Raw genomic sequence first — 22,812 nt, 5'->3', positions numbered from 1 at the left:
GCTCACCGGCGAATACCTCTGGCCGAAGGATGCCGACGCTTAGGGTGTCATTTCGCCCTCAACCGGAACCGACCCCAACCTGTCCCCAAGTGAGTTTGAGAAGCCTTCGACGCGGCATACATCACTCTTCACTCATGCATTGACATTGATCACCTGTCAGTGCCGATAGCGAGCATGGAACGCCGACTGCCCCGTCTTGCCGGTATCCTCCGTCTTGCGGCTCTGGCCGTACTGGCGGTTGTACTGGTCATGCGCCTAGGGCCGATCTGCGAGGCGGTTGCCAACGCCGCACCGGTTGCGTCTGAGATGACCGGCTGTGAGGGCAAGCCCAAGCCTGGGAAAGCACTTCCCCAAGCGACCTGTTCGACACCCTGCGTAGCAGTTCAGCCTGATGCATTGGCACCGGTAGACGCCGCCCCTCCCGTACGTGTGGCTTTCCGCCCCCTGCCTGTTGCAGGACTTGCAGGCATGCCTGTTCCTCCTGCCACGCCCCCTCCGCGAACCGTGTGATTATCCCAACGAACACACATTCAATCGACGGAGTTACTGATGACCAAGTTCAAGCTGATCGGTGCCGCTCTGGCGCTGGCAATTCCCGGTGTCGCGTTCGCGGCCGGTTCCTGCTGCGCCGACACGGCATGCTGCAAGGACGGCGCAGACTGCTGCAAGGACAAGGATGGCAAGAAGGGCAACTGCTGCGCTGGCATGAAGGACGGCAAGCATGGTGACCATGCCGGCCACGACATGTCAGGCATGAAGCACTAACCTAGGGGCGGCGGGAGCGGCATTCGCACCCGCCGCTACTCACGCGGGCAGGGCATACCTATGTCAATTCATTCTATATGCCGCCCCCGATCCGGTGAATTTAGACTGCACGATGGCGACGTTTGTTGCAGTCAGGGCAGGAGCCGCTTTGAATTGGTCACATAGCGTGATGAACTCAAAGCAGCCTGATAGATACCGTCGTCCAGAAAGCGGAACAAGTCTTTTATCGACTTGCGATCCGCTGGCACGACGAGCTTTCCGTTCTGAACGACAACGTTGATACCAAGGCCGGCCGCCTTCTGAGCGATGATCGCGACCTGATGGTTATTGAGGACGTCGGCCTTCGTTATCGCGTGAACAAGTTTTCGGATGCCCTGATCCGCCACTACCTTGAAAGCTGCCACGTCGGCGATCTCGAGACTGCTGTGCTGACTGAATGTATCGAGGTCTTGGTCGGTCGCCTCGCGATAGAATTGTTGGAGATCGAAGATACCTCGAACCCTGTGGAAGCTCTTGAATTTGAGTTTTCCGGCCTCGAGTATCGCCACAATGCCGTTGTCAAGCGTGAAGCCGGGTTCGGTGAGTTCTTTGAACGAATTACCCGACTGAAACAGCGTAAACCGGCGTGAAAGAAGCTGCTGGGCGGAAAAGGCCTGGATCAAAACCCGCTGCGCCGGCCCAGCCCCATCAATGATGAAAAGACCGCGGATCCCTTCCGCCATGAAATTCGATGCGTCGATCTCGGGCAGGCTGATCGGGTTGGCTGTCTGCGCCGCGGCGATAACCGCTGCTTCTGCCGGAGGATTCATGACGAGCATTTCGTCATCGTCCGGCTTCCAGCCTCCGGAAAACTCGACCTCTTCGTTGACGTTTTGCAGAAAATTAATGGCCTGACCTTGGAATATCCCGCCGACCTTTGCCTGAACCGGCTGGGCCAATGCGACACGCTTCACTTCGAGAACCCCGCTCGGTCGACACAGGGCAAACAGGTTCACCATCAGGCATCCTCCAGGTCGATTAGAATATACTCCGTCAGTTGCCCGACCGAAATGGGATTGGCGGCTGATCGTATCTGCTTCTTGGTAATCAGGACATATGTCACGCCCTCCCGCGACTTCACTTTGTAAAAATGCCATCGAAGGATGCCGAGTAGCGGGTTGAAGTGATAGTTATACCCGGTCGCCGTTATAATAGCGAATATACCAAGGGTTGGAATCCAGAGCTGCCAGTTCAAGGTATTAAACTGTGATGTAAAGAGTGGCAGGAGGTACAACAGGAGAAAGCCCATATTCTCTCGATCGGCAGCCTCAACCTCGCTTGCCTGAAACGACGTTATTTCGAGGTTCTTTTTGGCATAGCGAAGCATCATCAGGCAGATCGCTACCGTCGCAAGGCTCCCGATCGCAATATAAAGCGCCGCACGAAGGTCATTTTGTGTGTAGGCGACCCATGCATAAGTGAGGCCGACCGGCGCGATGGCGGAACTTGTCAGCAGGATCCGGGCAAGGGCGTTCAACATGCTTGAGGTCGAGAGCGGGACATATCAGAGCCCCATCGAGCCTTTCAGCCCCTCGAGATCGGCGAGGAAATCCGCCTGCATCTTGGTCGTGTAGATGCGGGCGATCTTGCCCTGGTTCTGGCGGTCGACAATCTTCCGGAGATCGGAAAGGCGTGCAGCCCAGGTTGACCCGTCCGTCACGAACAGGAGCGTCGTATCGTGCCGCTTGGCGTCGATGATGGCATCAAGGTCGCCGATGATATCGGTCATTTTCGAGCCGGTCGCGTTATAGCCTTTGACCTCGATCACGATCCGGGGGCGGTTTTTATCAGGGATGGCGATATCGCATTTGGCGGTTTTACCGTCTGCGCCGGTGAAGGTGCAGCGTGTCTCATAGGCGTCGCCGAATACCTCCCGGACCAGAACCTCTGTGAAGTCCTCAAGCCCCCTGCCCCGCTTCTGGCCCTGGATGGCGGATCCGCGCCCCGATCGCAGCCGCTCCTTGAGAATATCGCTCCATATCGGTTGGTAATTGATGGTGGCCGCCATCTTATCGGGTAGTCCGAGCCGATCGAGGGCATCCAGAAAAGTCTCGCGATCGGCCTTGTAGCGTTTCGCGCCATAGCCTTCCGGCAGCTCCTTCGAGAGCGCCGTCGTCATCGCGTCCTTGGACAGCATCAGGAACAGCCGGGCGCACAGGATCCCGCGGTCGAAACCCTGATCGAGCATCGCTGCGACGTCGTTCCGGTCATAGGTGTCTTTGACCGGTAACTCGGCGAGAAGCGCCATTGCTTCCCGCGCAGCGTCATCCATCCACTCGACGGTGAGTGGACTAAGACTGGCCTTGATCTCGTCCAGCGTCTGATCTCGAACCTGCATCAGCTTCCCACAATCAGATATTCGGTCACGGCGGCGCGTTCGACGCCCTTATGCGTGCCGAAGTGATAGCGGTGCGGCTTTTCAAATACACGCACGGTCTGCTTATGCTTTCGCATCAGCGCCTCGAGCTGTGCGAGATCAGGGAAGCCGTTAGAGCTGTAAGACAGCACGATCTGGCTTTTCGCGAAGCGGGCAAACATGCGGTCGAACGCTTCGACCGCCGTGCGCCGATAGCTAAACGGCGTGTACCGCTTGGCGATCTTTTTCACTTTCGTCTTCTCGTCGATCGGCAGGCCCTGCCAGTAGCAGGACAGCCCCTCGAGGAAGTGATAGCGCTTGACGTAGCAGTTGTCGTCAGACCGCGGGACATAAGGCGGATCGAGATAGACGAGATCGACTTTCCGCCTGGGCAGATCGAAGAGGTCCGACCGGATCGCCGCATTTTTCCGCCCGTTGTCAAAGACGGCGGCATTATAGACCTCGATCTGTTCGAGGAAATGTTCCTCGAGAGACAGCCGGAGATCGCGCCGCCCATCGTCATAGTGCGACAGGTCGCCCGAGATCGTGAATACACCGCGGGGCTGGCGCTTGAGACAAGACCGGAACAGGGCGGCATAAGCGAGCGCCTGCTGATGCGGATCCTGAAGCTGGCCGATATTGCCCGACACGCGGTCAAGGAATTGCAGGTCGGGCTTCGTGTAGAAAACCCCGTTGAAGGTTTTCTCGATGAAATGATGTGTCGACGGCGTTCGATCGATCAGTCGCGCAATGGCTTTTCCGTCAAGGTGAGTGCTGTTGTTCTCGACGGTCGCGCGCGCGACGGTGCTGGTAAAGTTGAGGAAGTCGGACGCGATCACGCGCCGGTCCATCGCCTTCATCATATAGGCGACGCAGCCGGTCCCGGAGAACGGATCCCACGCGCTTTCGAAATCCAGCTCGTTGAGAACGCTATGGATCCACGGCAGTAGACGCGCCTTCGATCCCATGTAGCGCAGCTCGGGGTAGCGCCCTGCCCTTTCCGGCAGCGCGGGCAGGACCGGCCGAACCTCTGGACGCGCGGTCTTGAGGGTGACGACGTTCGACTTGATCTTCAATGCCTGGCTCATGCCGCTCCGCCCATGACCGCGCTGCGGCCTCCTGGAATATGTCGGTAAAGCGTCGACGGAGCGGTGCCTAACTGCTGCGCTACCTCCTCGACGGTTATCATCGGATCGGCGAGCATCGCTTTTGCCCGGCGGATCTGCGCCTCATCAAGAGCCTTCGGCCGGCCGCCGCGACGATTGGCGGCGCGCGCCGTTGCAAGGCCGGCATGGGTTCGCTCGAGCATCAGCTCCCGCTCGAACTCGGCCACGGCCGCGAAAACGTGGAAGATGAGACGACCGCCGGCCGATGTGGTGTCGATCTGCTGGGTCAGGACGCGGAGGCCAATGCCACGCACGTCTAGGTCAGCCGATGTTTCGACGAGCTGGCGCACGGAGCGCGCCAGGCGATCGAGTTTCCAGACGACAAGCGTGTCCCCTTCCCTCATGTAGTCGAGAGCGGCTTTCAGCTCTGGCCGGTCGCGGTTTGCTCCGGACAGCTTCTCGACGAATACGCGGTTGCAGCCGATCGCCTTCAAGGCTTCGATCTGCGCTGCTGGATTTTGGTCGCGGGTCGAGACCCGCGCATAGCCGACGAGCATGCCGCCTCCTGAAACTCGTTTCAGCATGCACAGATTTGAGGCGCCCAAACAAGAGACAGTTTCAGGAGGCTGGATCGCCCTGCTTACACCTCGAACGGCCTCCCAGCTCCCGCTCTCCGAAAATCCCTCGTTTTTAAGAGGCTGTGCGCAATGAGGCGGAAGCTAAAAGGTAGACCTTTTGACCTCAGCCTGTCGGAAGTCGCTTTTATCGACACGCGGTTCTGACACCTGCAAGCCGGCGGAAATGCGCTGTCGCGCCGCTCGGTCGAAACCGGACGGTTTTGATACCAACTCATCATCTTGGTGTGCAGGTTCTGCCCGGACCGTTTTGGCAACACGTAGCCCTGTTACAGACGATCTGGCTTGGCCGCGCGCACTGGTTACTCAACTTCCCTTGCACGATGCACCAGCGCAGCGAGCCCATCCAAAGCTAGGACGGCTTAGCAAAGCTTGACTCGAATCCCTCTTTTCATATATCTCATGTGTAACGCGTGAGAATGTGAGCTATGATTTTCGATATTGCTGAATTTGCAGGTGTGACGATCCTCTCAGGGGCGCCGAGCGGCCGGCAGCTTTATGTGCGGCTGATTGAGGCGCTCGGCGACGAACCGGCAACGCCCGAGCCTCTGTTTCTCGATTTCAGTCGAATCGAGGTCGCGACCGCTAGCTATCTGCGGGAGTCGGTGCTTGCTTTCCGCACATTCGTGCGCGGCCGCAAGTCGAACTTCTATCCGGCGGTTGCCAATGCCAATGCTGACGTGATCGATGAGCTTGTCGAACTCGTCCATCCGCGCGGCGATGTGCTCATGGTCTGTGTCGTCGGTGATGACGGGACGATGCTGCGCTGCCGGTACGTCGGCAAACTTGATCCCATGCAGCAGCTGACCTTCGATCTCGTCAATCGCGAGGGTGAGACGACCGCTGTTCAATTGATGGAAATTGAGAATAGCCAAGTCAAGGCAACGGCTTGGAACAACCGCTTGGCTTCATTGTCGAGTATGGGTTTGCTATGTGAACAGTCGCGTGGGCGTACCAAGACTTACAGGCCGATATTTGCGGAGAGTGAGGATGGGAGCTGATTTCAAGGAAAAGACGAGAAAGACCTTCGAGAAATGCTGGGACAAGGCGGCGGTTGAGGCCAATACCCCCGACCTCTTCAGCAAGACGCCGGACCATGCCGCCAGCCGCTACGAAGCCGAAGCACTTGGCGATGCCAACCTTGCGGTCGGTGACACGGTCGCGGTGCGGATGGAAGGCGGCAAGTTGATCGGACGCCGTGGCGTTTCGGCCGTGCTCGAGGTTTGCAGCCCCAGCCAGGCTCTTGTTCAGTCGATTGCACAAGGGTGCAACATCGCCCGCGCCGACATTGTTGCAGCCGATCCAATCAGTGGCGTTTTCGAGGTTTCGTTTAGCTAGAGGTTCAGTGAAATGTCCCAACAGGAGCGAGCGTTCAAGAGTTACTGGAGTAAGCCTGGCGCTGCTATGTCGTTGGGGTGCGTTGGTTGTCCCGACCAAGCGACCTGTGGCGGACAGACTGTTATTGGGCCCGGTTTCAACTGCCTGGACCATTGCTGCCGCAAGCCCGATGCCTGTCCGGCCGTATGTCCTCATGCATTGACGTTCGCCGATCGCATTCGAGAAGTGCACGGGCTTGCTCTCGAAACGCCTCTGGCTGCACCGCTCGCACGGCCCGATCTGCCCCAACATCTCACCATGCTCTTCCATGGCAGTGCGCTTGCAGCGCCGGTGCCGGCAAGCGCTGTCGCTGTGCCATTGTATCGTTTCTTCAACCGTTTCGCCGACTGCCGATTCGACACGCGCGAAAGCATCGCCGAAACCTTCAAGATTGATCCGGCTACCGAAATCCTCCTCTCCGGCGTGGCGCAGGACAAGGAAGTCGAAGGCTGGTGGCGCCTTGAGCGGCGCGGTCGCCTCAAGGCCGTTGCAAACTTCCGACGCCTGGGGGTGTCGATGGTTACAGTTCCCAACTTCAGTCTGATGGTCGATCGCCCGCGCTGGGACGACCTCCATGCCATGCGGCGGATCGCCGTCTGCTATCACGAAATCGTGTCCGAAGGGCAGCCGGCAGCCCTTCATGTGAATGGCCGGACGGAATGCGATTTTGCGCGCTGGACGGACTATATCGTCGCGCATCCCGAGGTCACGCACATCGCTTACGAGTTCACGACCTGCGGCAAGACTCCGAACCGTATGATGCAACACGCTGCTTGGCTGATCGAACTCGCGCAGAATGTGGGCCGGCGGCTCAACCTTGTCCTGAGGGGCGGGCTCCCGGTGGTCGGATTGCTGGCGGAATATTACAACGTCATCTTCATAGATACGTCGCCCTTCGAGAAGGCGCAGCATCGCGAGGTCGCTTGGGTCGACAATGAGGGACAGCGTCGCTGGATAAAGCAAATGACTACCGCCGACGAAAGGCTGGACGCTTTGCTCGCCAACAATATTCGTGTCTCGCGCGATTGGTTCGGCACTCTATTGCCGAAGTTCAAGCTTGCAGCCTGACCTCCTGGCTCCACGCTTCGACTATCGCGTTGTCGACGGTCTCGGCCGCGCACGACAGCGCGGCAGTGTGCCGCAGCTCGGCGGAGCTGTTTTCCGGGCGGAAACACTGGGACCGGCCGTCGAGCTTGCACACTTGGAGTCCGGGATTTCGATCGGTGATTTGCATGGGCAGGATTGGCTTGAACGCGGCTCGCTTGCGCCGATTCTGTCCGCACTGGCGAGCGAGCAGCAGCAATGGCTGGCCCCCGATGGCCGCCGCGGCCTGATCCAAGGATCAGGCCTGGTGGGGGAAGCGACGCTCAACGGCTTCAAGATCGATGCGCATAAAGCGGCGCTTGCTGCGGGCTTTGTGAAGCCAGCACTTCTTGTCGCGGCCATGGGCGAACTTATCGGCAACGTGATCGATCATTCCGAGGCGATCGACAGTGGCGTGGCGATGTTTTCCGCCGAGGCCGGGCGCTTTGAATTCGTCGTGGCGGACACTGGCATCGGCGCGCTTCGCAGTCTGACCCGCAACCCGGACCATGCGAGCCTGAGCGACGATGGCGCGGCCTTGCTCGCCATGGTCGAGGCCGGGGTCTCGCGCTTTGCGCGCGACAGCGGTCACGGCAACGGCTTTCGGCCGATCTTTGAGAAGCTTGCGGATATGTCTGGCCACTTGCGCTTCCGTTCGGGCGGTTATGGGCTGACACTCGACGGCTGCTTCGGCGATCGGATCGCACGGCAGATCGCGCAGAAACCTAAGTTACGCGGCCTTATGGCGGCGGTAACCTGCCTGGCCCCGAAGACTGCAGGCCGATGAAGCCGTATAAGGCAGCCCCCGTCATCTCACAGCAGCGACAGCTGCCGTTGCGGTGGCACGTAGCGGTAGGACTGCGGAGGCGTGAAGTCGTCGATCATCTCGTCCGGTGCGATCGGCGTCTCGAACACGTTGAGCTCGCCGATCGCGAGCGCGAAGGCGCGATCACGTCCCTCGAAGTAGGCGTCATAGAATTCGCGCGTTATGCCCGACGCCTCCGACGTCCTGGCCCACAGCCCCTCGGGCGTGTCCTCCAGTATGCCGGCGATCTCGAACTCAGCGACCAGCCGGCCCACCGGCATGGTGCAGTAGATCAGCACGGAGCGCACGTCGCGCCGCGTGAACATCCGGCGACGGAACTCAAACCGCTTCACGCCGCTCAGAATGCTCTCCACGTGCACCGGCCTAATCGATAACAATACGCGCATCCACCTCTCCAAGCTCGAGAATCCGATCGAAGGTCGCTTGAGACAGCTCGATAAAGTCCGGGCGCTGTTGGGGGTTAAGGAGGCCCTCGTCCAGTAGGTTCTGCCGGATTGTCCGCCGCCCGAAGGCGGCGTTGTAGGTCATCCTGGCGACCGACAGCCGATGCCAGGTCTCGTAGAATTCCCGCAGCTCGGCCTCAGAAAAGACGCTGCGGGGACTCGTATAGGCCAGGAAGGCATCAACGTCGGCAAAGTCACGTCGCTGGCGAACCTCCTCGACCACGCACACCGAGGTCACCACGGAGCGGAACCTCGCCTGACCCGGCCGATCGGTCGTCCGGTAGAAGATCACCGGGTCGCCCGTCGACATCCGCTGCAGCGCCAGCCGCGCAACGTATACCTTATGGATGGTGTTCGCATGGGAGACGTCGCGAACGATCTCCTCAGGCTCGTTGTTGAGGATCGAGTCCGGGAGCAGCTGGGTGTGGAACTCCGGCTTGATCGCCAGGAGCCAATACCGTTTACCGGCGGCCCTGATGAAGGGGTAGCGCATCAGCGGGGCGTCGTCGTGATCGACCAGGGAGCGGACGTAGACCTGCTCGACACCGTTGCCGGTCGTCTTGGTGCCCCAGTGGCGGAAGCCGTAGCGCTCGAATAACGCGATGAGCGCCTGATGCACTTCGAAGACGGTGACGTAGACGCCGTTCGCCCCGCGGGCTATGGCCGTGTCGAGGATCTTCTTGATGGCCCGTTCGCCGAGCTTGGTGCCAGCGCCGTCGATCTTCAGCGTGCCTACCTTCAGCCAAGCTTCGGCGGGCAGCGGGGGAACAACGTCCTCGACGACCCCGTCTTCGCGCTTGAGATAGATCATGCCACTGACGCTCTCACCGTCGTCGACGACGTAGAGCGGCTCATTGGCCTTGCTGGCAAACCAACGTGGAAATTCGTCGTAGCCCGCCTTCAAGCTATCAAAGAACGGATCATCCAGCGATACGTCGGCGAAGCGCGTCAGCCTCAGTCGTCTCGACATGCCTTCATCTCCCCGGAACGAGAGTAGGCTTGGTCGGCGCTGAACAACAAGCCCGACATTTAGTCCATTCTATCGATCGCTGAACCAGCCGATCTCGGCGCACGGCGCTCGCACTAGACACCCAGGTTTAGCGGATCAGGTCCAAGATTGCCGACTTATTCGGGAGACCAAAGAGAAATCGATTTCGCCTATCCGTTACGTGTTACGGCACCGATATCGGACGGAACGGGAGAACGACCTCGTAGATTTTCTGCAATAATCGATCGGCCGTTTAAGCCGACCAGTAGTTTGCCGGTGTCACAACCGAATGTTTGTGACACCGGCCGCAACACTCTACTTATCCCCCGCCATATCATCGAGATTATCGCTGGTTTGGCTGTTGGGATTAGTTCGCAGGTGGGGTTTCGCCCCCGCCCTGTTAACCGAATGCGCGTTATCGATTTGCCCCTTATCGGCCATGCGCATCGCCGTCTCCAAAGGGGTGAACCCGCTGTTGCCGCTCAGCTTTACAGCAGTGATGTTGCCCTTTGCGTCCGCTTTCGCGTCGATCACCTTCTTGCCCATAACGTCTATCCCTTGAAAACGAGGGAGGGGCTGTGCCGCCTCCCTCTTCATCCACATCAGCCGGCGAGTTAGGCGGCTACCGCCTGGTCGGGCAGCGCTCTCTTCTCGCCGTCAGTGAGAGACAGACCGATCTTGGCCTTGATGAACGCCTTGGTCGCGGCCCGTGCCTGGCGGTTCGACACCACCGAATTGGACACGACGCAGACATTCTCCCACTCCGGGTTCTTCTTCGACCAATCGATGTTGCCGAGCGCCGCAAGCTGCGCCTGCCAATCCGGCCGATCCAAGATATCGACGCCCAAACCGCCCAGCGCCCGCAGGACGGTAGAGTGAGATACGATCTTCTCCTGGCGCAACTCGATCGCCAACTTCTGACCGTTCAGCACCTTTGACCACTCCGGCATGTGCGCCGCGATCGCGTTCCAGTAATCGGCGAGCAGACCCGCGTTGGTCACGATGTCCTGCTTCTCACGCCCCTTCAGCAGCTCGACGCAGGCATCGTAGAGCGCTGCCAAGGTGAACAGCTTGGTGGATTTGACGCTAAGCGAAACGCTTTCCTTGTCTGTCAGCTCGCGGAAAACCGGCACCTTCTCGATCATTGCAAGGGTGGCAGCAGCGATGTCGTCCCGCTTGTCGAACAGAATGTCGAGCGACTTCGACGTTTTCTGCACGTAGCGGTTGAGGTCCGAAAACATCTGCTGAACTCGACCCGTCGACTCCCACGGAAACAACAATACCGAGATGGCATCGCGGTTGATCGGAACGCCGTTCTCAATCGCTCTAACGATACCGGCTGCCCGATGTTGGCCGTCGTTGATGATGAGTTCGTCGCCGAGTTGCAGGACAAGGATACCGATATCCAGTCCTTCGGCGAATGGCTCGAACCGCGGCTCGCTTTTGTAGGACGCGGTGATTGAAGAGAAAAGATAATCCTCCTCATTCTCGGCGATATACGCGGCGAGGTCTGGGACTCTCTTGTCGTTGAGGACACGCTGCTCCCGATCTTCGGGGCTGATGCCTACCCAGTTGGTGAACTTAAAGAACTGCGGCACCCCCTGCATGGGCATGAGGCAGCTGTAATAGGTACGCGAACCCATCTTCCCGCGCATGGCAGGGACTCGAACTTCCAACATTCCACTTCTCCACAGCTCTATCGGTTTAGAGCGAACAGCTCGCTCATATTTTCACCAGAGCTGTATCCCCTAAAATGCCCGAGCTGGACAAAGGATGCAAGCGAGCTGCAAATACTTTTTTTGTGAGCTGTATCCATCTCGGCGTACAGCTCGCTTATGATCGTTTTACAGCTCGCTTGCGGTGATGCTGATCGTGCATCGCACGGACTTCTTTTGCCTGAGCGCCGTCTTTCGACACGCCTCCACCACCTCGCGATTGGCGATCACCAGCCGGTCCGCGGCGGTGACGTTGGCGAACGCCTGCGCGTCGCCAGCTCGCATCATGCGTTGGCCGCCCTCCCACATGGGCATGGCGAGCGTGCGCGCCGCCATCTTCTCCGGCCATTGAAGGCTCTCAGGCATGGCGCGCGCGACGATGCCAGCGAACACCGCCCAAAGGATCATGCCGACGACAATCCCGCCGATCGCCGTCCACGCCAGCCAGCGGTTCTGCTCGTCACCGCGACGTGCTGACACGGTTACCCCCTGTAAGGCACGCGTCGCGTCGCGCAGCTCGCCGGCCGCGGTCTTCACCGCCTGCCGGTCCTCGGCGACGGCTCCAGTGATCCGGGCTGCGACCTGCCGCGCAACCGTCTCTTCCTCCGCTGCCTTCTTCAGGATTTCGGCGCGCTGGTAGGTGGCGGTCGCCAGCTTGGTAATTTGCCCCAGCGTCTCGCTATAGTCGGGCGGATCGGGCCGGTCGTCACGGGCAGCGATCCCTTCGATCGCCCGCCGGAGTAACGCCAGCTCACCGCGCACGCCCTCGAACGCCTCCGCTGCCGCATCCCGTTCGTGATCGTCCTCGTCCATGTCGCCCCTCTTTCCCGCGCGAAAGCACGAACCTATCCGAAAGCACGAACTCTACCGGCTCATGCCCCTGTCACGGTCACGGCGCGGTTCGATTGACCGCGCCAGCGCGTCGCCGATCGACCGCTCGCGCTCGATCCTGATCTCCAGTTCAGGCGCACGACGGCGAAGCGCGGACTCAAGCTGGAGATCGCGGGCAAGCCCGCCTGCCGCCTTCTCCATGCGCGCCTGCAACCGCTCGGCACCTGCGGTGTCGCCGGAGCGCTCCAGCCCGACACGCTGGCGCTGCATCGCCTGCCAGCCTTCGACAAACCGATCTGCGCGCGCGTCCGGATCAAGGCGGACACGCTGCTCCTCGGCCATTGCCCGCACCGCACCGCCCGTGTCGCCGCTCGCCGCCTGTTCGATCAGGTTCGGATCACGCGCCAGCGCTGATGCGAGGTCATGCGAAGCATGGGGGCGATTAACACTGCCATCCACTCCCTCGCCAGCTCGCCGCAATGCGCTCTCCTGATGCGGCAAGACCGGCAGACCCTGCTCACGCATACGGTGGATATCGGCAACGGCGCGCGCATAGCGCCGGATCGCCGTTGCCTGTTCTTGCGGCATCTCACGCGAAGACAAGGCGGCGGTGTTAATCGCACCCCTTTCGGGGTTCCGGTTGCCCAGCCCCGATCTGTCCCCGGTGTTAATCGCCCCCCTTTCACGGCTTCGGTCGCCAAGGGCGGACATGCCACCGGTGTTATTCGCCCCCCCTTGCTCCCTCTTGGGCTTTGGCCTGAATCCAGCGAACATCCCGCGCGCCTTGTCGCGAACCTTCTCGACCATCTGGCGCGCGAGTTCCGGGAACCGGATCTCGCGCCGGTCGGCGAAGGCGCGGGCATAGTCTTGGCTACTGCGCTCCGGAGCATAGTCGCCGGCCATATCCTTCGACCGGTCGCGCGACAGCATGCGCGCGAGCCGGCCTTGATCGGCGAAGTCGTCGCGGCCGTAGTGGAGCTGCACGTCGTCGCGATGCCGCGTCATCCCGACGTGGCTGCTGTGACGATCCATGCCCGGCGTCGCCAGCACGTGCCCGCGATCGACCGACACGCCCTGTGACTTGCCGAACGTCGCCGCATAGCCGTGATCGATCGCGGCATAGTCCTTGAGGTCGAAGGCGACGCTGTGTCCGCCGTCCAAACGGACGCCCATGCGCCCGTCCTCAATCCGCTCCAGTGTGCCGAGCGTGCCGTTCTTGACCCCCAGCGACCGCTCGTTGCGTAGGAACATGATCCGGTCCCCGGCCGCAAAATCGCGTTCGCCCCGATCGGCCGCGACGGTCCGGTCCTCGCCCAGTTCGCCGCTCGCCCGCACCCGCTCGCGCGCTTCCCGGTTGAGTTCGCGCACCTCGGCGTTCGTGTGCGTGAACATGATGCGGGTCTTGTCCGGCTCGGCCTGACGATCCCGGTCCCAGCGATCGACCAGCTCGGCCCGTGCCGCCTCGCGCGTGTCGGCCGCATGGACCATGCCGTGCGCGGCATAGGCGTCCAGCGCCTCGGCCGTCCGGCCGGTAGCAAAGGCCCGTGTCGCTTCCTTCTGCCAGTCCTCGCGCTGCCGACGAATCTCGGTGATTTCGGCTGCACCGTGCCGCTCTGTGATCGACCGGAACGCCGCGCCCGCCTTGATCGCCTGCAACTGCTCGGGATCGCCCACCAGCACGACCTTGGCCCCGGCGTCACACGCATGGGCCAGCACCCGCTCCATCTGGCGGGTGCCGATCATGCCGGCCTCGTCCACCACCAGCACGTCCTTCGGCCCAAGCTGGTCGCGACCCTGCGCCCAGCCATGCTCAAGGCTGGCGATCGTGCGCGAGCTGATGCTGGACCCGCTCTCAAGGTTCTCGGCCGCGATCCCGGACAGTGCCGCTCCGCGCACCTGGTAGCCCTCGCGCTCCCAAGCCTCGCGCGCGACGCCCAGCATCGCCGACTTGCCTGTGCCCGCATAGCCGACGACGGACGCCAACCCGTCGCGCCCGGTGATATGGTCCAAGGCGTCGCGCTGCTCGCCCGATAGTACCAATCCCCGCCCCTCGGCCGCCTCCAGCGCGCCGGTTCGCTGCCGATCGGACACACCATGATCGCCGCGGCCCGCCAACTCGTCGCCAGCCTTCTCTAGCCGCGCCTCGGTCGCGATCATGTCGCGACTGGTGAACCGCTCCTGGTCCCGCCCGTCCTTGCCAAGCGCCACCAGGGGTCAGTACATAGAACGGACCCAGATATACGCTAAGATCTTGCCGGTCCTTCGACGGCGCGGGTCTGACGAAGCGGTCTGAGGGCGCATGATGGCGTATCGGGATCGGTCCACAGATAATCGCCGGTGAGGTTGATGTGCTGCCAACCGAGCGGCGAAAGGTGTTGCAGCAGATCCGGCGGGACCGGCCGACCGAGGTTGGCGAGATGCATCCGGGCGGCTTGCAGGTAGGTCGTGTTCCACAGGACGATGGCACCCGCGACGAGATTGAGCGCGCTCGCGCGATGGCTCTGGGCTTGCAGTGCATGGTCGCGAATACGGCCGACCCGGTGGAAGAAGATGGCGCGTTTCAGTGCATTTTCGGCCTCGCCCTTGTTGAGTTCGCGCGTCGCGCGACGCCGCTGTTCGGGCTGCTCGATCCAGTCGAGCGTGAACAGTGTGCGCTCGACGCGGCCGATCTCGCGCAGCGCCAGGGCCAAGCCATTGGCGCGCGGATAGGAGCCAAGCCGTTCCAGCATGATCGACGCGCTCACGACGCCGGTGCGGATCGAGGTTCCCAGGCGCAGCACGTCGTCCCAGTGCGCAGCAATTAGACCTTCGTCGATCCTGCCCGCGACCAGCGGCGCGATATCGGGGCCGGGTTCGATCCCGTCGAACAGGTGGAGACGGCGCGCGGCGATGTTCGGAATGCGCGGTGCGAACCGGAATCCGAGCAGGTGGCATAGCGCGAACACATGGTCGGACACGCCCCCGCCATCGACGTGATGCTCCTCGATATGCAGATCGGCACCGTGGTGGAGCAGCCCGTCGAGCACCTGCGCTGCCTCGCTCGCCGACGCCGAAATGACGGTGGAATGGAACGGCGCGTAGCGATCAGAGACATGGCTGTAGAAGGAGACGGCAGGCTCCGCCCCCTTGTGCGGATTGACCGCACCAGTCGCCTGGCCGCGGCGGTCGAGCGGGAAGTTCTGACCATCCGAACTGGACGAGGTGCCGGACCCGAACAGGGCGGCTAGTGGCTCGGTATGCTGGGCATCGACCAACCGGGCGAGCGCGCGGCCATAGGTTTCCTCGCGCAGATGCCATGAAGCCAGCCAGCCAAGCTGGCGCTGGGTCACGAGATTGCAGGCTTCCGCCATGCGCGTGTGGCCGAGATTGGTCGCATCGGCGAGCACTGCCGTCAGGATCGAGCGGGGTTCATCGGCGACACGCCCGCTTTGCAGATGGGTGAAGCACTGGCTAAATCCGGTCCACCGATCGACTTCGGCAAGGAGGTCGGTGATGCGGATAGTGGGGAGATGGGCATAGAGCGGCGCAAGCGCGCTGTCGGCTTCCTCGGGCGTGACGGCCTTCAACGGCGAGATCCGCAACCTGCCAAGACTTAGTTGCACGTCTTCCAGCGCATCGGTTTCCGCCTTCCGTTCAACCTCCGCCAATCGACGGGCAAGGCGGGCGCGTCGTTCCGCCAGCCAGACACCGGCGGTATCCGGTGCCGGGATCGGCAGGGGACCGGCCGCGCGCATGGCGGCGAAGACGGGACCGGAAATGAGCTGTTGTTCGACGGCACGATAGCGCCGGCTTCCCTCGACCCACATGTCTCCGGCGCGCAGCCGGTCGCGAAGCTCCACCAGCACGCACAGTTCATAGGTCCGGCGATTGGGAAGGCCGGGGCCGATCCGCCGACGCCAAGCCTGCCGGATAAAGCCGACCGGCGCATCGGACGGCAGTTTTCGCAAACGACCCAGATGAAGGTCGCGGATGATCGCGACCGCTCGCGCGAGCGCATGGCAGGCCGGCACCGCCCCGAACATGAACGATGCGATGAACGAGGGACCGACCTGCCGGAGAACGGGGTAGTGGGTCGCGGCGATCGTGACGGGATCGACGGCATCGGGGCGGATCAGCTTGCGGGCTTCATCGACCTCACGGCCAAGATCGTTCCATCCAATCGCGGCCTCGACCGCAGCGGCGAGATCGCCACCCGACACCCTGGCGGCGAGCAGGGCGTCGCCGAGCCGGGCGAGCAGCCGGATTTTTCCGTTGATGGTACGTCGGTCGCGCTTGAGCGCGGTGTCCGCGCTGTTCTGCTCGCGCCGGAACATCTGGCCCAGCAGACGGTCGAACATCAGCACCGCATCGTCGGTGAGCGTGACGATGGTTTCGAGTACGGTCGCCACCAGGATTGCGCGACGCCGCGTCGCTTGCAGCGTCCGGACATGTTGCGCGGTCAGCCGCGCCCCTTCCTGACATAGCCGTCGCAGGCGTTCGGGATGGATGCCCGTGGCGATATCGGGATCAATCCCGATATCGCGGAGCAGCGCGAGCCGCTGGGTGATGACGGCGAACGTCTTGCGACCGGGCTTGCTGGGTGGCTGTCGCACCCATCCGAGGCTGCTCATGTTCGTACCGGCATGATGCAGGAGAAGGGCATCGAGCAGATGGCGTTGACCGGCATCCAGCCCTTGGGTGAGGTGTTCGGCGACATGGCGCTCGGCATCGAGCAACCCCTGCGCGACCATCCGTTCGACCGCACTGATGCCCGGCATGATGATGCGCCGTCGCCGGCACTCGCCCAGCAGCAACCGCGCCAGCCCGGCCCCGCTGGTCGTCGTCAGCGCGATCGGCAGGAGCCATTCCTGCAATGTCGTCCGCAGCGGCCGGCTGAGTGGCGAAAACCCGAACGCATCGCGCAGCGCATCGAGTTGTTCGTACCGGGTCGGGCCGCGTGTCGCGTAATCGGCCAGCACCTCGGGCGCGACCTGCAATTGCTCGGCGACGAACGCGAGCGGGGCGGCGGGGATCAGTTCACCGGGGCGGAGCAGGCGACCGGGATAGCGCAGCGCGCAAAGCTGGATAGCGAAACCGAGCCGGTTATGCGGCCGCCTCCGGCGCACGATGACGGCCAGGTCGTCGTGGCTCAACGTCCAGTGCTGGACGAGTATGGTTTCATCGTCGGGCAGCGCGAGCAACGACGCGCGCTGTTCATCCGACAAAACGGCACGACGCGGCATCGGATCAGACCTTGGCGGGCGGGGTCCAGCCGATCCGGGCCAGCGTGCCGAGCAGGGTCGAACGCGGCACCTTGAAGGTCCGGCAGACGGACGCCTTGCTGGCCCCGCCATCCAGCGCGGCGGTGATCCGCTCAAGCGTTTCGGCGTCGATCATCGGTGGGCGACCGCCTTGGCGTCCCCGGCGTTTGGCAGCGGCCAGTCCCGCCATCACCCGTTCGCGTGTCAGCGCCCGCTCATATTGCGCCAATGCGCCGAACAACGAGAACAGCAGTTCGCCGTGCGGCGTGGACGTGTCCATCTGTTCGGTCAGCGACCGGAATGCGATGCCGCGCGCCTTCAGGTCGGTGACGATCGTCAACAGATGCGGCAGCGAGCGTCCGAGCCGGTCGAGTTTCCATACGATCAGCGTGTCGCCCGCGTTCAGATAGTCGAGGCATGCTTTCAGCCCCGGCCGATCGTCGCGCGCGCCGGATGCCTTGTCGGTATGGAGGTGCCGATGATCGACGCCAGCTGCGACCAACGCATCGCGTTGAAGATCGACGGTCTGGCGATCGTCGGCCGACGAAACCCGCATATATCCGACCAGCATGTACGACAAACCCCGGAAACTACGTTCTCGCACACCCTATCAAAGCGACAGGGTTTGTCGACTGTTATGGGTAGAGGCGCGTGTGGTTGGGGCAAGGCACAGGTCGGGGGTGTCGCCAAACAAGTGTTTTCCGCTACCCAATCCACCCCCTTTTTCCCGTCGAGATGCGACCGTTTCGGGAAAGGCATAGCTGCCCTATCTCTGGCTATGCTTTGTCGAAGACCAGCACGTCAGCGCCTGCGATAGCACGCAGGTGGCTGACCTTCTGGTCAGCGGCGCGAGCGAACCTGAACATGAGAGTCGCTGCCGGTATATAGCCGTCCGGCATGACGAAATCCGAGCTGTCGATCGGCACAAGCTTCCGATCCCTTCCTTTGGACTTGATGGAAAGGCCATCGTTCGCGCTTACAATCTCGATAGTGTCCGCGCTGAAGCCGGTGTCCAGAAACCCTGTAATGAGTGGGTCTTGATCTGGGCGGCGATGATATGTGCCGACATAACTATCCAGAAGTGAGGCAACCGGTGTGACGGCGGGAAGCGCGACGGACCAGTCTCCGGGCCAGTGATAGGCGTCAGAGACAGCGTTGCGGATTTCATCGCCCAAAACGTCTCCCCGTTCCCCGTTGGTAAGCACGACCAGTCCGTCGCCGGATGCAAGATTGCCCTCTACATAAGCCTTATAGCTGTCGTTCGCGCCGGCATGATGGAAGATGCGCGCCATCCCCTCGCCAGCGAGCCGAGGCCCTAATCCGTTGAAGCCGGGTGTCACGGCGGTCATCATGTCCACTGCCAGTTCCTGCGGTATGAATCTGCCTCGCCCGCGATAGCTTGCGCCGAGCGCCACGATCATGCGGGCCAGATCGCCGGCGGTGGTCCACAGGCCGGACGCGGCGAGTTCGGGAAAACTCTGCCAACCGCGCGGAAGGGCTGCGGGCTCTCCATCCCGATTATGCGCATGGGCAATGTTGCCAATGTCTTGAACCGGCGCGGCCTCGAACCGGCTGCGCTGCATCCCAAGTGGGCCGAATAATAACCGCTTCGCTACCGCATCGAACCTTTCGCCGGTCGCGTCCTCGATCACCGCCTGGATTACCATGTAGCCGCCGCCGGAGTAGCGCGACCGGCTACCCGCCGGATCAATCCGCGCGAGCGCCTTGTTCATCGCGGGAGGTTCGCCTTTCAGCGTCTGTACAAGTGTAGGAAGGGGAACGCCGGGGGCATAATCTGCAAAGCCGTGGACATTGAATCCGCCGGTATGAGATAGCAGCATCCGCAGCGTGACGGCGCGATCGTCGCCTCTCGATCCGGCGGGAACCCGCCACCGTTTGAGGTAGCCATTCACATCCCCGTCGAGATCGAGGATACCACTCGCCGCCAGTCGGAGGCAAAGGGCCGCGCTCGTCAGTTTGCTTACTGAACCCACCGAGAACAATGTGTCGGCATCTATCTCCGCATTCATCCCGGAGATACGTGTGCCGAACCCTTGCAACGCCTCGACCCGGCCCGCGCGGACCACTGCTATAGCGACACCCGGAACAGCATAATGTGACATGCGGTCGCGTAGGGACCAGCGTTCAGCACCAGTATGCACGGTCGGACGCAAACGTAGATCGGGGGAGAAGCCGGTTTTGGCGAAAGCGATCGGAGTGATAGCTGTCAGTGGGATGCTGGCTGCGCCAGCCAGAAGGTTTCGCCTATCGATACGGAACATGGAAACTCGCTAAGTCTTTGGCAGCGCCCGCCGATCCATATTGTGAATTGGTCCGGTGCTCTAACCAATCCCTGCCGTCTGACTAAGTAGCCGTACAATTGGCCCTAAGACCGTTCCCAAATCTGCCCCGCTTTTGGATTGGGTGGGCTGCAACCGTCTCGCAACACCACGTCAACCTCACGGTTGGTGAGACACTCAGCTACCAGGTCCGTTCGATGCCTATGTTCAGGCCGAGTCATCCTGCGAGCCGACAAGGCCGATACCGTCTATTTCCACTAGATACCCATGATGCAGGTCGTTGACGGGAACGACCGTCCGCGCCGGGCACGCATCGCCCAGCATTTGGGTATAGACGGCATTGAAGCGAGGCCAATTCTCTACCCCCACGATATACACCGTCACGCGGATCAACTGGGCCGCGCTGCTCCCCGAAGCCTTCGCGATGGCAAGCAAATTGGCGATCGCCTGTCGCGCCTGTTCGTCGAAGCTACCCTTCAGAAAGCTTGTGCCTTCGAGGCCAATAGGCAGTTGCCCGGAAATATAGACGCATCCATGGGCGATCATGCCTTGGGGATAATGCCCGGCGGGTTGGGGAGCCCCATCGGTGACGACAGGAACCGGCAGCAACGGGATGGCCATCACCAGCCTCCGAAACGCGGCCATTCGGCCTCGATGCGGTCACCGGGACCCCGTACCACGTGGTAGCGGTCATGGTGCGCGCCGGTCGCACAAGCGTGGTTGGGCAGAATGCGCAGGCGATCGCCGATTTGCAAGTCAGGCAGAACCGCGTTCGATCCAGGCCGCACTGCGATGATACCATGCTCTTGGTTGGCATCGACCATGACGATGTCGGCCAGTAGCCTCCCCGTGACATCGCACACCAGTCCATAGCCCTGATCCACGTCCTGGTTGGCTGTGCCGCGATCGCGGGACATGGCCATCCAACCAGCGTCTATCAACACCCAGCCTTTCTCGCGCTGATGCCCAATCACGGTGGTCAGCACGGAGAGGGCAATATCGTCCACATCGCATACGCCGATGCCAGCCATCACGAGATCGTGGAACACGAAGACACCGGCGCGGACCTCGGTCACCCCGGACAGGTCTTGAACATGATGCACCGTCGGCGTCGAGCCCATGCTGACCACCGGACAGGTGAAACCGGCATCGCGCAACGTCTGCGCAGCCAACACGACGCCATCGCGCTCCGCCTGCGCGCACGCCCGCAAGGCTTCCCGGCCGCGTGCGCCATAACTGCCACCAGCATGGGTGAGCACACCGCGAAGGGCGCCTCCTGCGGACAAAGTCTCGCCGATGGCGATCAGGCGGGCGGTGGCGTCTGGGCGCACCCCTGAGCGATGCCCGTCGCAATCGATCTCGATTAACGCTGCGATTGCTATGCCAGTGTCCCTCGCGTGAGAGGTCAGAAATTCGGCCTGTTCGGGTGAATCCAGCACCACGGCTAAATCAACGCCCTGCCGCCGCAGCGCATCGACGGCTTTCAGCTTGTCCGGGGTGATTCCAACCGCATAGATCATGTTTCGCACGCCCGCTTCGGCAAAGCGGGCAGCCTCCTTAAGCGTGGACACAGTCGCCGGGCCTCGCGGACTGTCCATTAGGTGCCTGGCTACATCGATAGATTTGGTCGTCTTAAGATGAGGTCGCAAAACCACGTCGAAGGGCGCGAGATGATCGTGCAAGCGAGCGATGTTCCGATCCATTCGCGCAGCGTCCAGCACCAGAGAGGGCGTTTGCAGATCGGTCAGAACTGGGTTCTGGATCACGGAAGCAGGAATTGTCACGGCAGGCGTCCTAAGAATGATACCTCTGTGGGCTCTTTCACCTCGTTTCACAATTTACGAGAAATGCATCTTGGGTTAACTCTAGCCTTAATGCTGAACTCCGACGACCTCGCCTTCTTCTCCGTTATCTCCAGCGCATCCTCGCTGGCCGAGGGCGCACGTCAACTCAATGTCACGCCGCCTGCTGTCACGCAGCGGCTCAAAGCGATGGAGGCAAGGCTGGGCGTGCGCCTGCTGGAGCGCAGCAGTGGGCGGCTGAGCCTGACCGACGAGGGCGAACTAGTCCTGACCCGCGCGCTGATGGTTGCTGAAACGCTGGAAACCCTTGGTGAAGAATTATCCGAACGGCGCCAGACCATTCGCGGCCACTTGCGCGTTGCCGCCCCCTACGGCTTCGGGCGCCGCCATGTCGCGCCGGCTCTCGACAGCTTTGCCAGAGCCCACGCCGATATCACCGCCATGCTCGACCTGAGCGACGCACCTGCCGCGCGGCTGGGTCACGATTGCGACATCGCCATCCATATTGGCGAGCGTGGGCAGATGAGCAGCATCGTGACCACACTTGCCCCCAATGGGCGCATCCTATGCGCAAGCCCGGCCTATTTGGCCAACGCGCCGGGACTGGCCGTTCTCGGTGATCTGGTCAGGCATCGATGCCTCGTCGTTCAGGAAAATCATGAGGACGTCACGATGTGGCGTTTCCATAAACCACCCAATGAATCGTCGATCATCCGCATTCGCCCGGCGTTGTCAGCCAACGATGGATCGGTCATCCGCGACTGGGCTTTGCAAGGCCAAGGCATTATACTCAGATCGCAGTGGGACGTGGCCGATGATGTAGCAAATGGGCGCCTTGTTCACCTTCTTCCCGACTGGGAGTGCCCGCGAGCTGACGTGGTCGCGATACTGGGCGAAAGAAATGGCCGTAGTAGGCGCGTCGGCGCCTTTCTCAATCATCTCCGTCGAGCGCTTACGCCAACGCCATGGCTCCCGACAGGCCCGTGGCCAGATTAGTGACTGACTGCTGTATGTTCCGCTGAACCACGACATTTTGCAGAGTTGGTTCTTTGGCAGCCAATTCTGTGTCCGCCCAAAGTTCCCCAAAGGCTGCGTCTTGTTGTTTGGAGGTAGGATATCGGCTTCAAGCGGAAGTTGCCATTCCGAAACGGAGGCGATAGGCGGCAAAGTCCCATGATAAGGCCTTCTACGGGCGAAATGACGGGAAACCCATTTGTCGTCACCTATGTACGACAATCAGGTGTTTCCGCACGCCTAATCGGCTCTGCCGGCGCTTAGCGTATATCTGGGTCCGTTCTATGTACCG

The 22,812-nt window shown here is 61.6% G+C and carries 22 protein-coding genes; 6 read left to right on the top strand and 16 right to left on the bottom strand.

What is annotated here, in order from left to right; translation table 11 throughout:
* Positions 1-549: 549 nt before the first annotated feature.
* A complete protein-coding gene (locus LRP66_RS14915) occupies positions 550-765 on the top strand; it encodes a hypothetical protein (protein WP_230483394.1) in 216 nt (71 codons plus the stop codon).
* Between the two features lie 131 nt (positions 766-896).
* Here LRP66_RS14915 and LRP66_RS14910 read toward each other — a convergent pair whose 3' ends face one another.
* The 5 genes from LRP66_RS14910 to LRP66_RS14890 are packed head-to-tail and all read right to left on the bottom strand — an operon-like array spanning position 897 to position 4,823.
* Positions 897-1,763 (bottom strand): Kiwa anti-phage protein KwaB-like domain-containing protein, encoded by an 867-nt coding sequence (locus LRP66_RS14910; protein WP_230483393.1) that lies wholly within the window; start codon positions 1,761-1,763, stop codon positions 897-899.
* The gene (locus tag LRP66_RS14905; protein WP_230483392.1) at positions 1,763-2,284 is read right to left on the bottom strand and encodes a hypothetical protein; all 522 of its coding nucleotides are present in this window, start codon (positions 2,282-2,284) and stop codon (positions 1,763-1,765) included. Before LRP66_RS14905 ends, LRP66_RS14910 begins: the two co-directional genes overlap by 1 nt.
* Positions 2,285-2,308: 24 nt before the next feature.
* Positions 2,309-3,142: a DpnII family type II restriction endonuclease gene (locus LRP66_RS14900; RefSeq protein WP_042491113.1), complete on the bottom strand. Its 834-nt coding sequence runs from the start codon at positions 3,140-3,142 to the stop codon at positions 2,309-2,311.
* The gene (locus tag LRP66_RS14895; protein ID WP_230483391.1) at positions 3,142-4,248 is read right to left on the bottom strand and encodes a DNA adenine methylase; all 1,107 of its coding nucleotides are present in this window, start codon (positions 4,246-4,248) and stop codon (positions 3,142-3,144) included. The genes LRP66_RS14900 and LRP66_RS14895 overlap by 1 nt, the downstream gene beginning before the upstream one ends.
* Positions 4,245-4,823, bottom strand: coding sequence for a recombinase family protein (locus tag LRP66_RS14890; RefSeq protein ID WP_230483390.1), 579 nt, complete (start codon positions 4,821-4,823; stop codon positions 4,245-4,247). The genes LRP66_RS14895 and LRP66_RS14890 overlap by 4 nt, the downstream gene beginning before the upstream one ends.
* A gap of 506 nt (positions 4,824-5,329) precedes the next feature.
* On the opposite strand from LRP66_RS14890, the gene LRP66_RS14885 reads away from it, so the two are divergent.
* The 4 genes from LRP66_RS14885 to LRP66_RS14870 all read left to right on the top strand — a co-directional run bounded on the left by LRP66_RS14885 (position 5,330) and on the right by LRP66_RS14870 (position 8,148).
* Complete coding sequence (locus tag LRP66_RS14885; protein WP_230483389.1) at positions 5,330-5,902, top strand: hypothetical protein; 573 nt, start codon at positions 5,330-5,332, stop codon at positions 5,900-5,902.
* Entirely contained in the window at positions 5,892-6,239 is a 348-nt protein-coding gene (locus LRP66_RS14880) for a hypothetical protein (RefSeq protein WP_230483388.1), read from the top strand. The genes LRP66_RS14885 and LRP66_RS14880 overlap by 11 nt, the downstream gene beginning before the upstream one ends.
* 198 nt (positions 6,240-6,437) lie before the next feature.
* Complete coding sequence (locus LRP66_RS14875) at positions 6,438-7,346, top strand: hypothetical protein (RefSeq protein ID WP_230483387.1); 909 nt, start codon at positions 6,438-6,440, stop codon at positions 7,344-7,346.
* The gene (locus LRP66_RS14870) at positions 7,336-8,148 is read left to right on the top strand and encodes a hypothetical protein (protein WP_230483386.1); all 813 of its coding nucleotides are present in this window, start codon (positions 7,336-7,338) and stop codon (positions 8,146-8,148) included. The genes LRP66_RS14875 and LRP66_RS14870 overlap by 11 nt, the downstream gene beginning before the upstream one ends.
* Before the next feature lie 26 nt (positions 8,149-8,174).
* Here LRP66_RS14870 and LRP66_RS14865 read toward each other — a convergent pair whose 3' ends face one another.
* The 11 genes from LRP66_RS14865 to LRP66_RS14815 all read right to left on the bottom strand — a co-directional run bounded on the left by LRP66_RS14865 (position 8,175) and on the right by LRP66_RS14815 (position 21,407).
* Positions 8,175-8,540, bottom strand: a complete 366-nt coding sequence (locus LRP66_RS14865; protein ID WP_230483385.1) for an ASCH domain-containing protein — start codon at positions 8,538-8,540, stop codon at positions 8,175-8,177.
* A gap of 10 nt (positions 8,541-8,550) precedes the next feature.
* Entirely contained in the window at positions 8,551-9,600 is a 1,050-nt protein-coding gene (locus tag LRP66_RS14860; protein WP_230483384.1) for a GNAT family N-acetyltransferase, read from the bottom strand.
* A 333-nt stretch (positions 9,601-9,933) separates the two neighbouring features.
* The gene (locus tag LRP66_RS14855; RefSeq protein ID WP_230483383.1) at positions 9,934-10,164 is read right to left on the bottom strand and encodes a DUF3892 domain-containing protein; all 231 of its coding nucleotides are present in this window, start codon (positions 10,162-10,164) and stop codon (positions 9,934-9,936) included.
* A 68-nt stretch (positions 10,165-10,232) separates the two neighbouring features.
* Positions 10,233-11,273, bottom strand: coding sequence for a DNA sulfur modification protein DndB (locus tag LRP66_RS14850; RefSeq protein ID WP_230483382.1), 1,041 nt, complete (start codon positions 11,271-11,273; stop codon positions 10,233-10,235).
* A 189-nt stretch (positions 11,274-11,462) separates the two neighbouring features.
* Positions 11,463-12,146: a DUF6118 family protein gene (locus LRP66_RS14845; protein ID WP_230483381.1), complete on the bottom strand. Its 684-nt coding sequence runs from the start codon at positions 12,144-12,146 to the stop codon at positions 11,463-11,465.
* Between the two features lie 51 nt (positions 12,147-12,197).
* Positions 12,198-14,372, bottom strand: a complete 2,175-nt coding sequence (locus LRP66_RS14840) for an AAA family ATPase (protein WP_230483380.1) — start codon at positions 14,370-14,372, stop codon at positions 12,198-12,200.
* A 35-nt stretch (positions 14,373-14,407) separates the two neighbouring features.
* Complete coding sequence (locus LRP66_RS14835; protein ID WP_230483379.1) at positions 14,408-17,386, bottom strand: Tn3 family transposase; 2,979 nt, start codon at positions 17,384-17,386, stop codon at positions 14,408-14,410.
* Positions 17,387-17,390: 4 nt separating this feature from the next.
* Positions 17,391-17,975 (bottom strand): recombinase family protein, encoded by a 585-nt coding sequence (locus LRP66_RS14830; RefSeq protein WP_230483378.1) that lies wholly within the window; start codon positions 17,973-17,975, stop codon positions 17,391-17,393.
* 205 nt (positions 17,976-18,180) lie between these two features.
* Positions 18,181-19,686, bottom strand: coding sequence for a serine hydrolase domain-containing protein (locus tag LRP66_RS14825; RefSeq protein WP_230483377.1), 1,506 nt, complete (start codon positions 19,684-19,686; stop codon positions 18,181-18,183).
* Positions 19,687-19,911: 225 nt separating this feature from the next.
* Entirely contained in the window at positions 19,912-20,325 is a 414-nt protein-coding gene (locus tag LRP66_RS14820; RefSeq protein ID WP_230483376.1) for a RidA family protein, read from the bottom strand.
* On the bottom strand, positions 20,325-21,407 hold the full coding sequence (locus LRP66_RS14815; protein ID WP_230483375.1) for an alanine racemase: 1,083 nt from the start codon (positions 21,405-21,407) through the stop codon (positions 20,325-20,327). Before LRP66_RS14815 ends, LRP66_RS14820 begins: the two co-directional genes overlap by 1 nt.
* On the opposite strand from LRP66_RS14815, the gene LRP66_RS14810 reads away from it, so the two are divergent.
* Positions 21,375-22,502 (top strand): LysR family transcriptional regulator, encoded by a 1,128-nt coding sequence (locus tag LRP66_RS14810; RefSeq protein WP_230483374.1) that lies wholly within the window; start codon positions 21,375-21,377, stop codon positions 22,500-22,502. The two genes, LRP66_RS14815 and LRP66_RS14810, sit on opposite strands and share 33 nt — an antisense overlap.
* Positions 22,503-22,812 lie beyond the last annotated feature (310 nt).

The sequence above is a fragment of the Sphingomonas sp. Leaf21 genome (genome assembly GCF_916858675.1).
Lineage (GTDB): Bacteria > Pseudomonadota > Alphaproteobacteria > Sphingomonadales > Sphingomonadaceae > Sphingomonas.
Note: the sequence above shows the minus strand (reverse complement) of the source record. Positions and strands in the feature narration are given on the sequence as shown.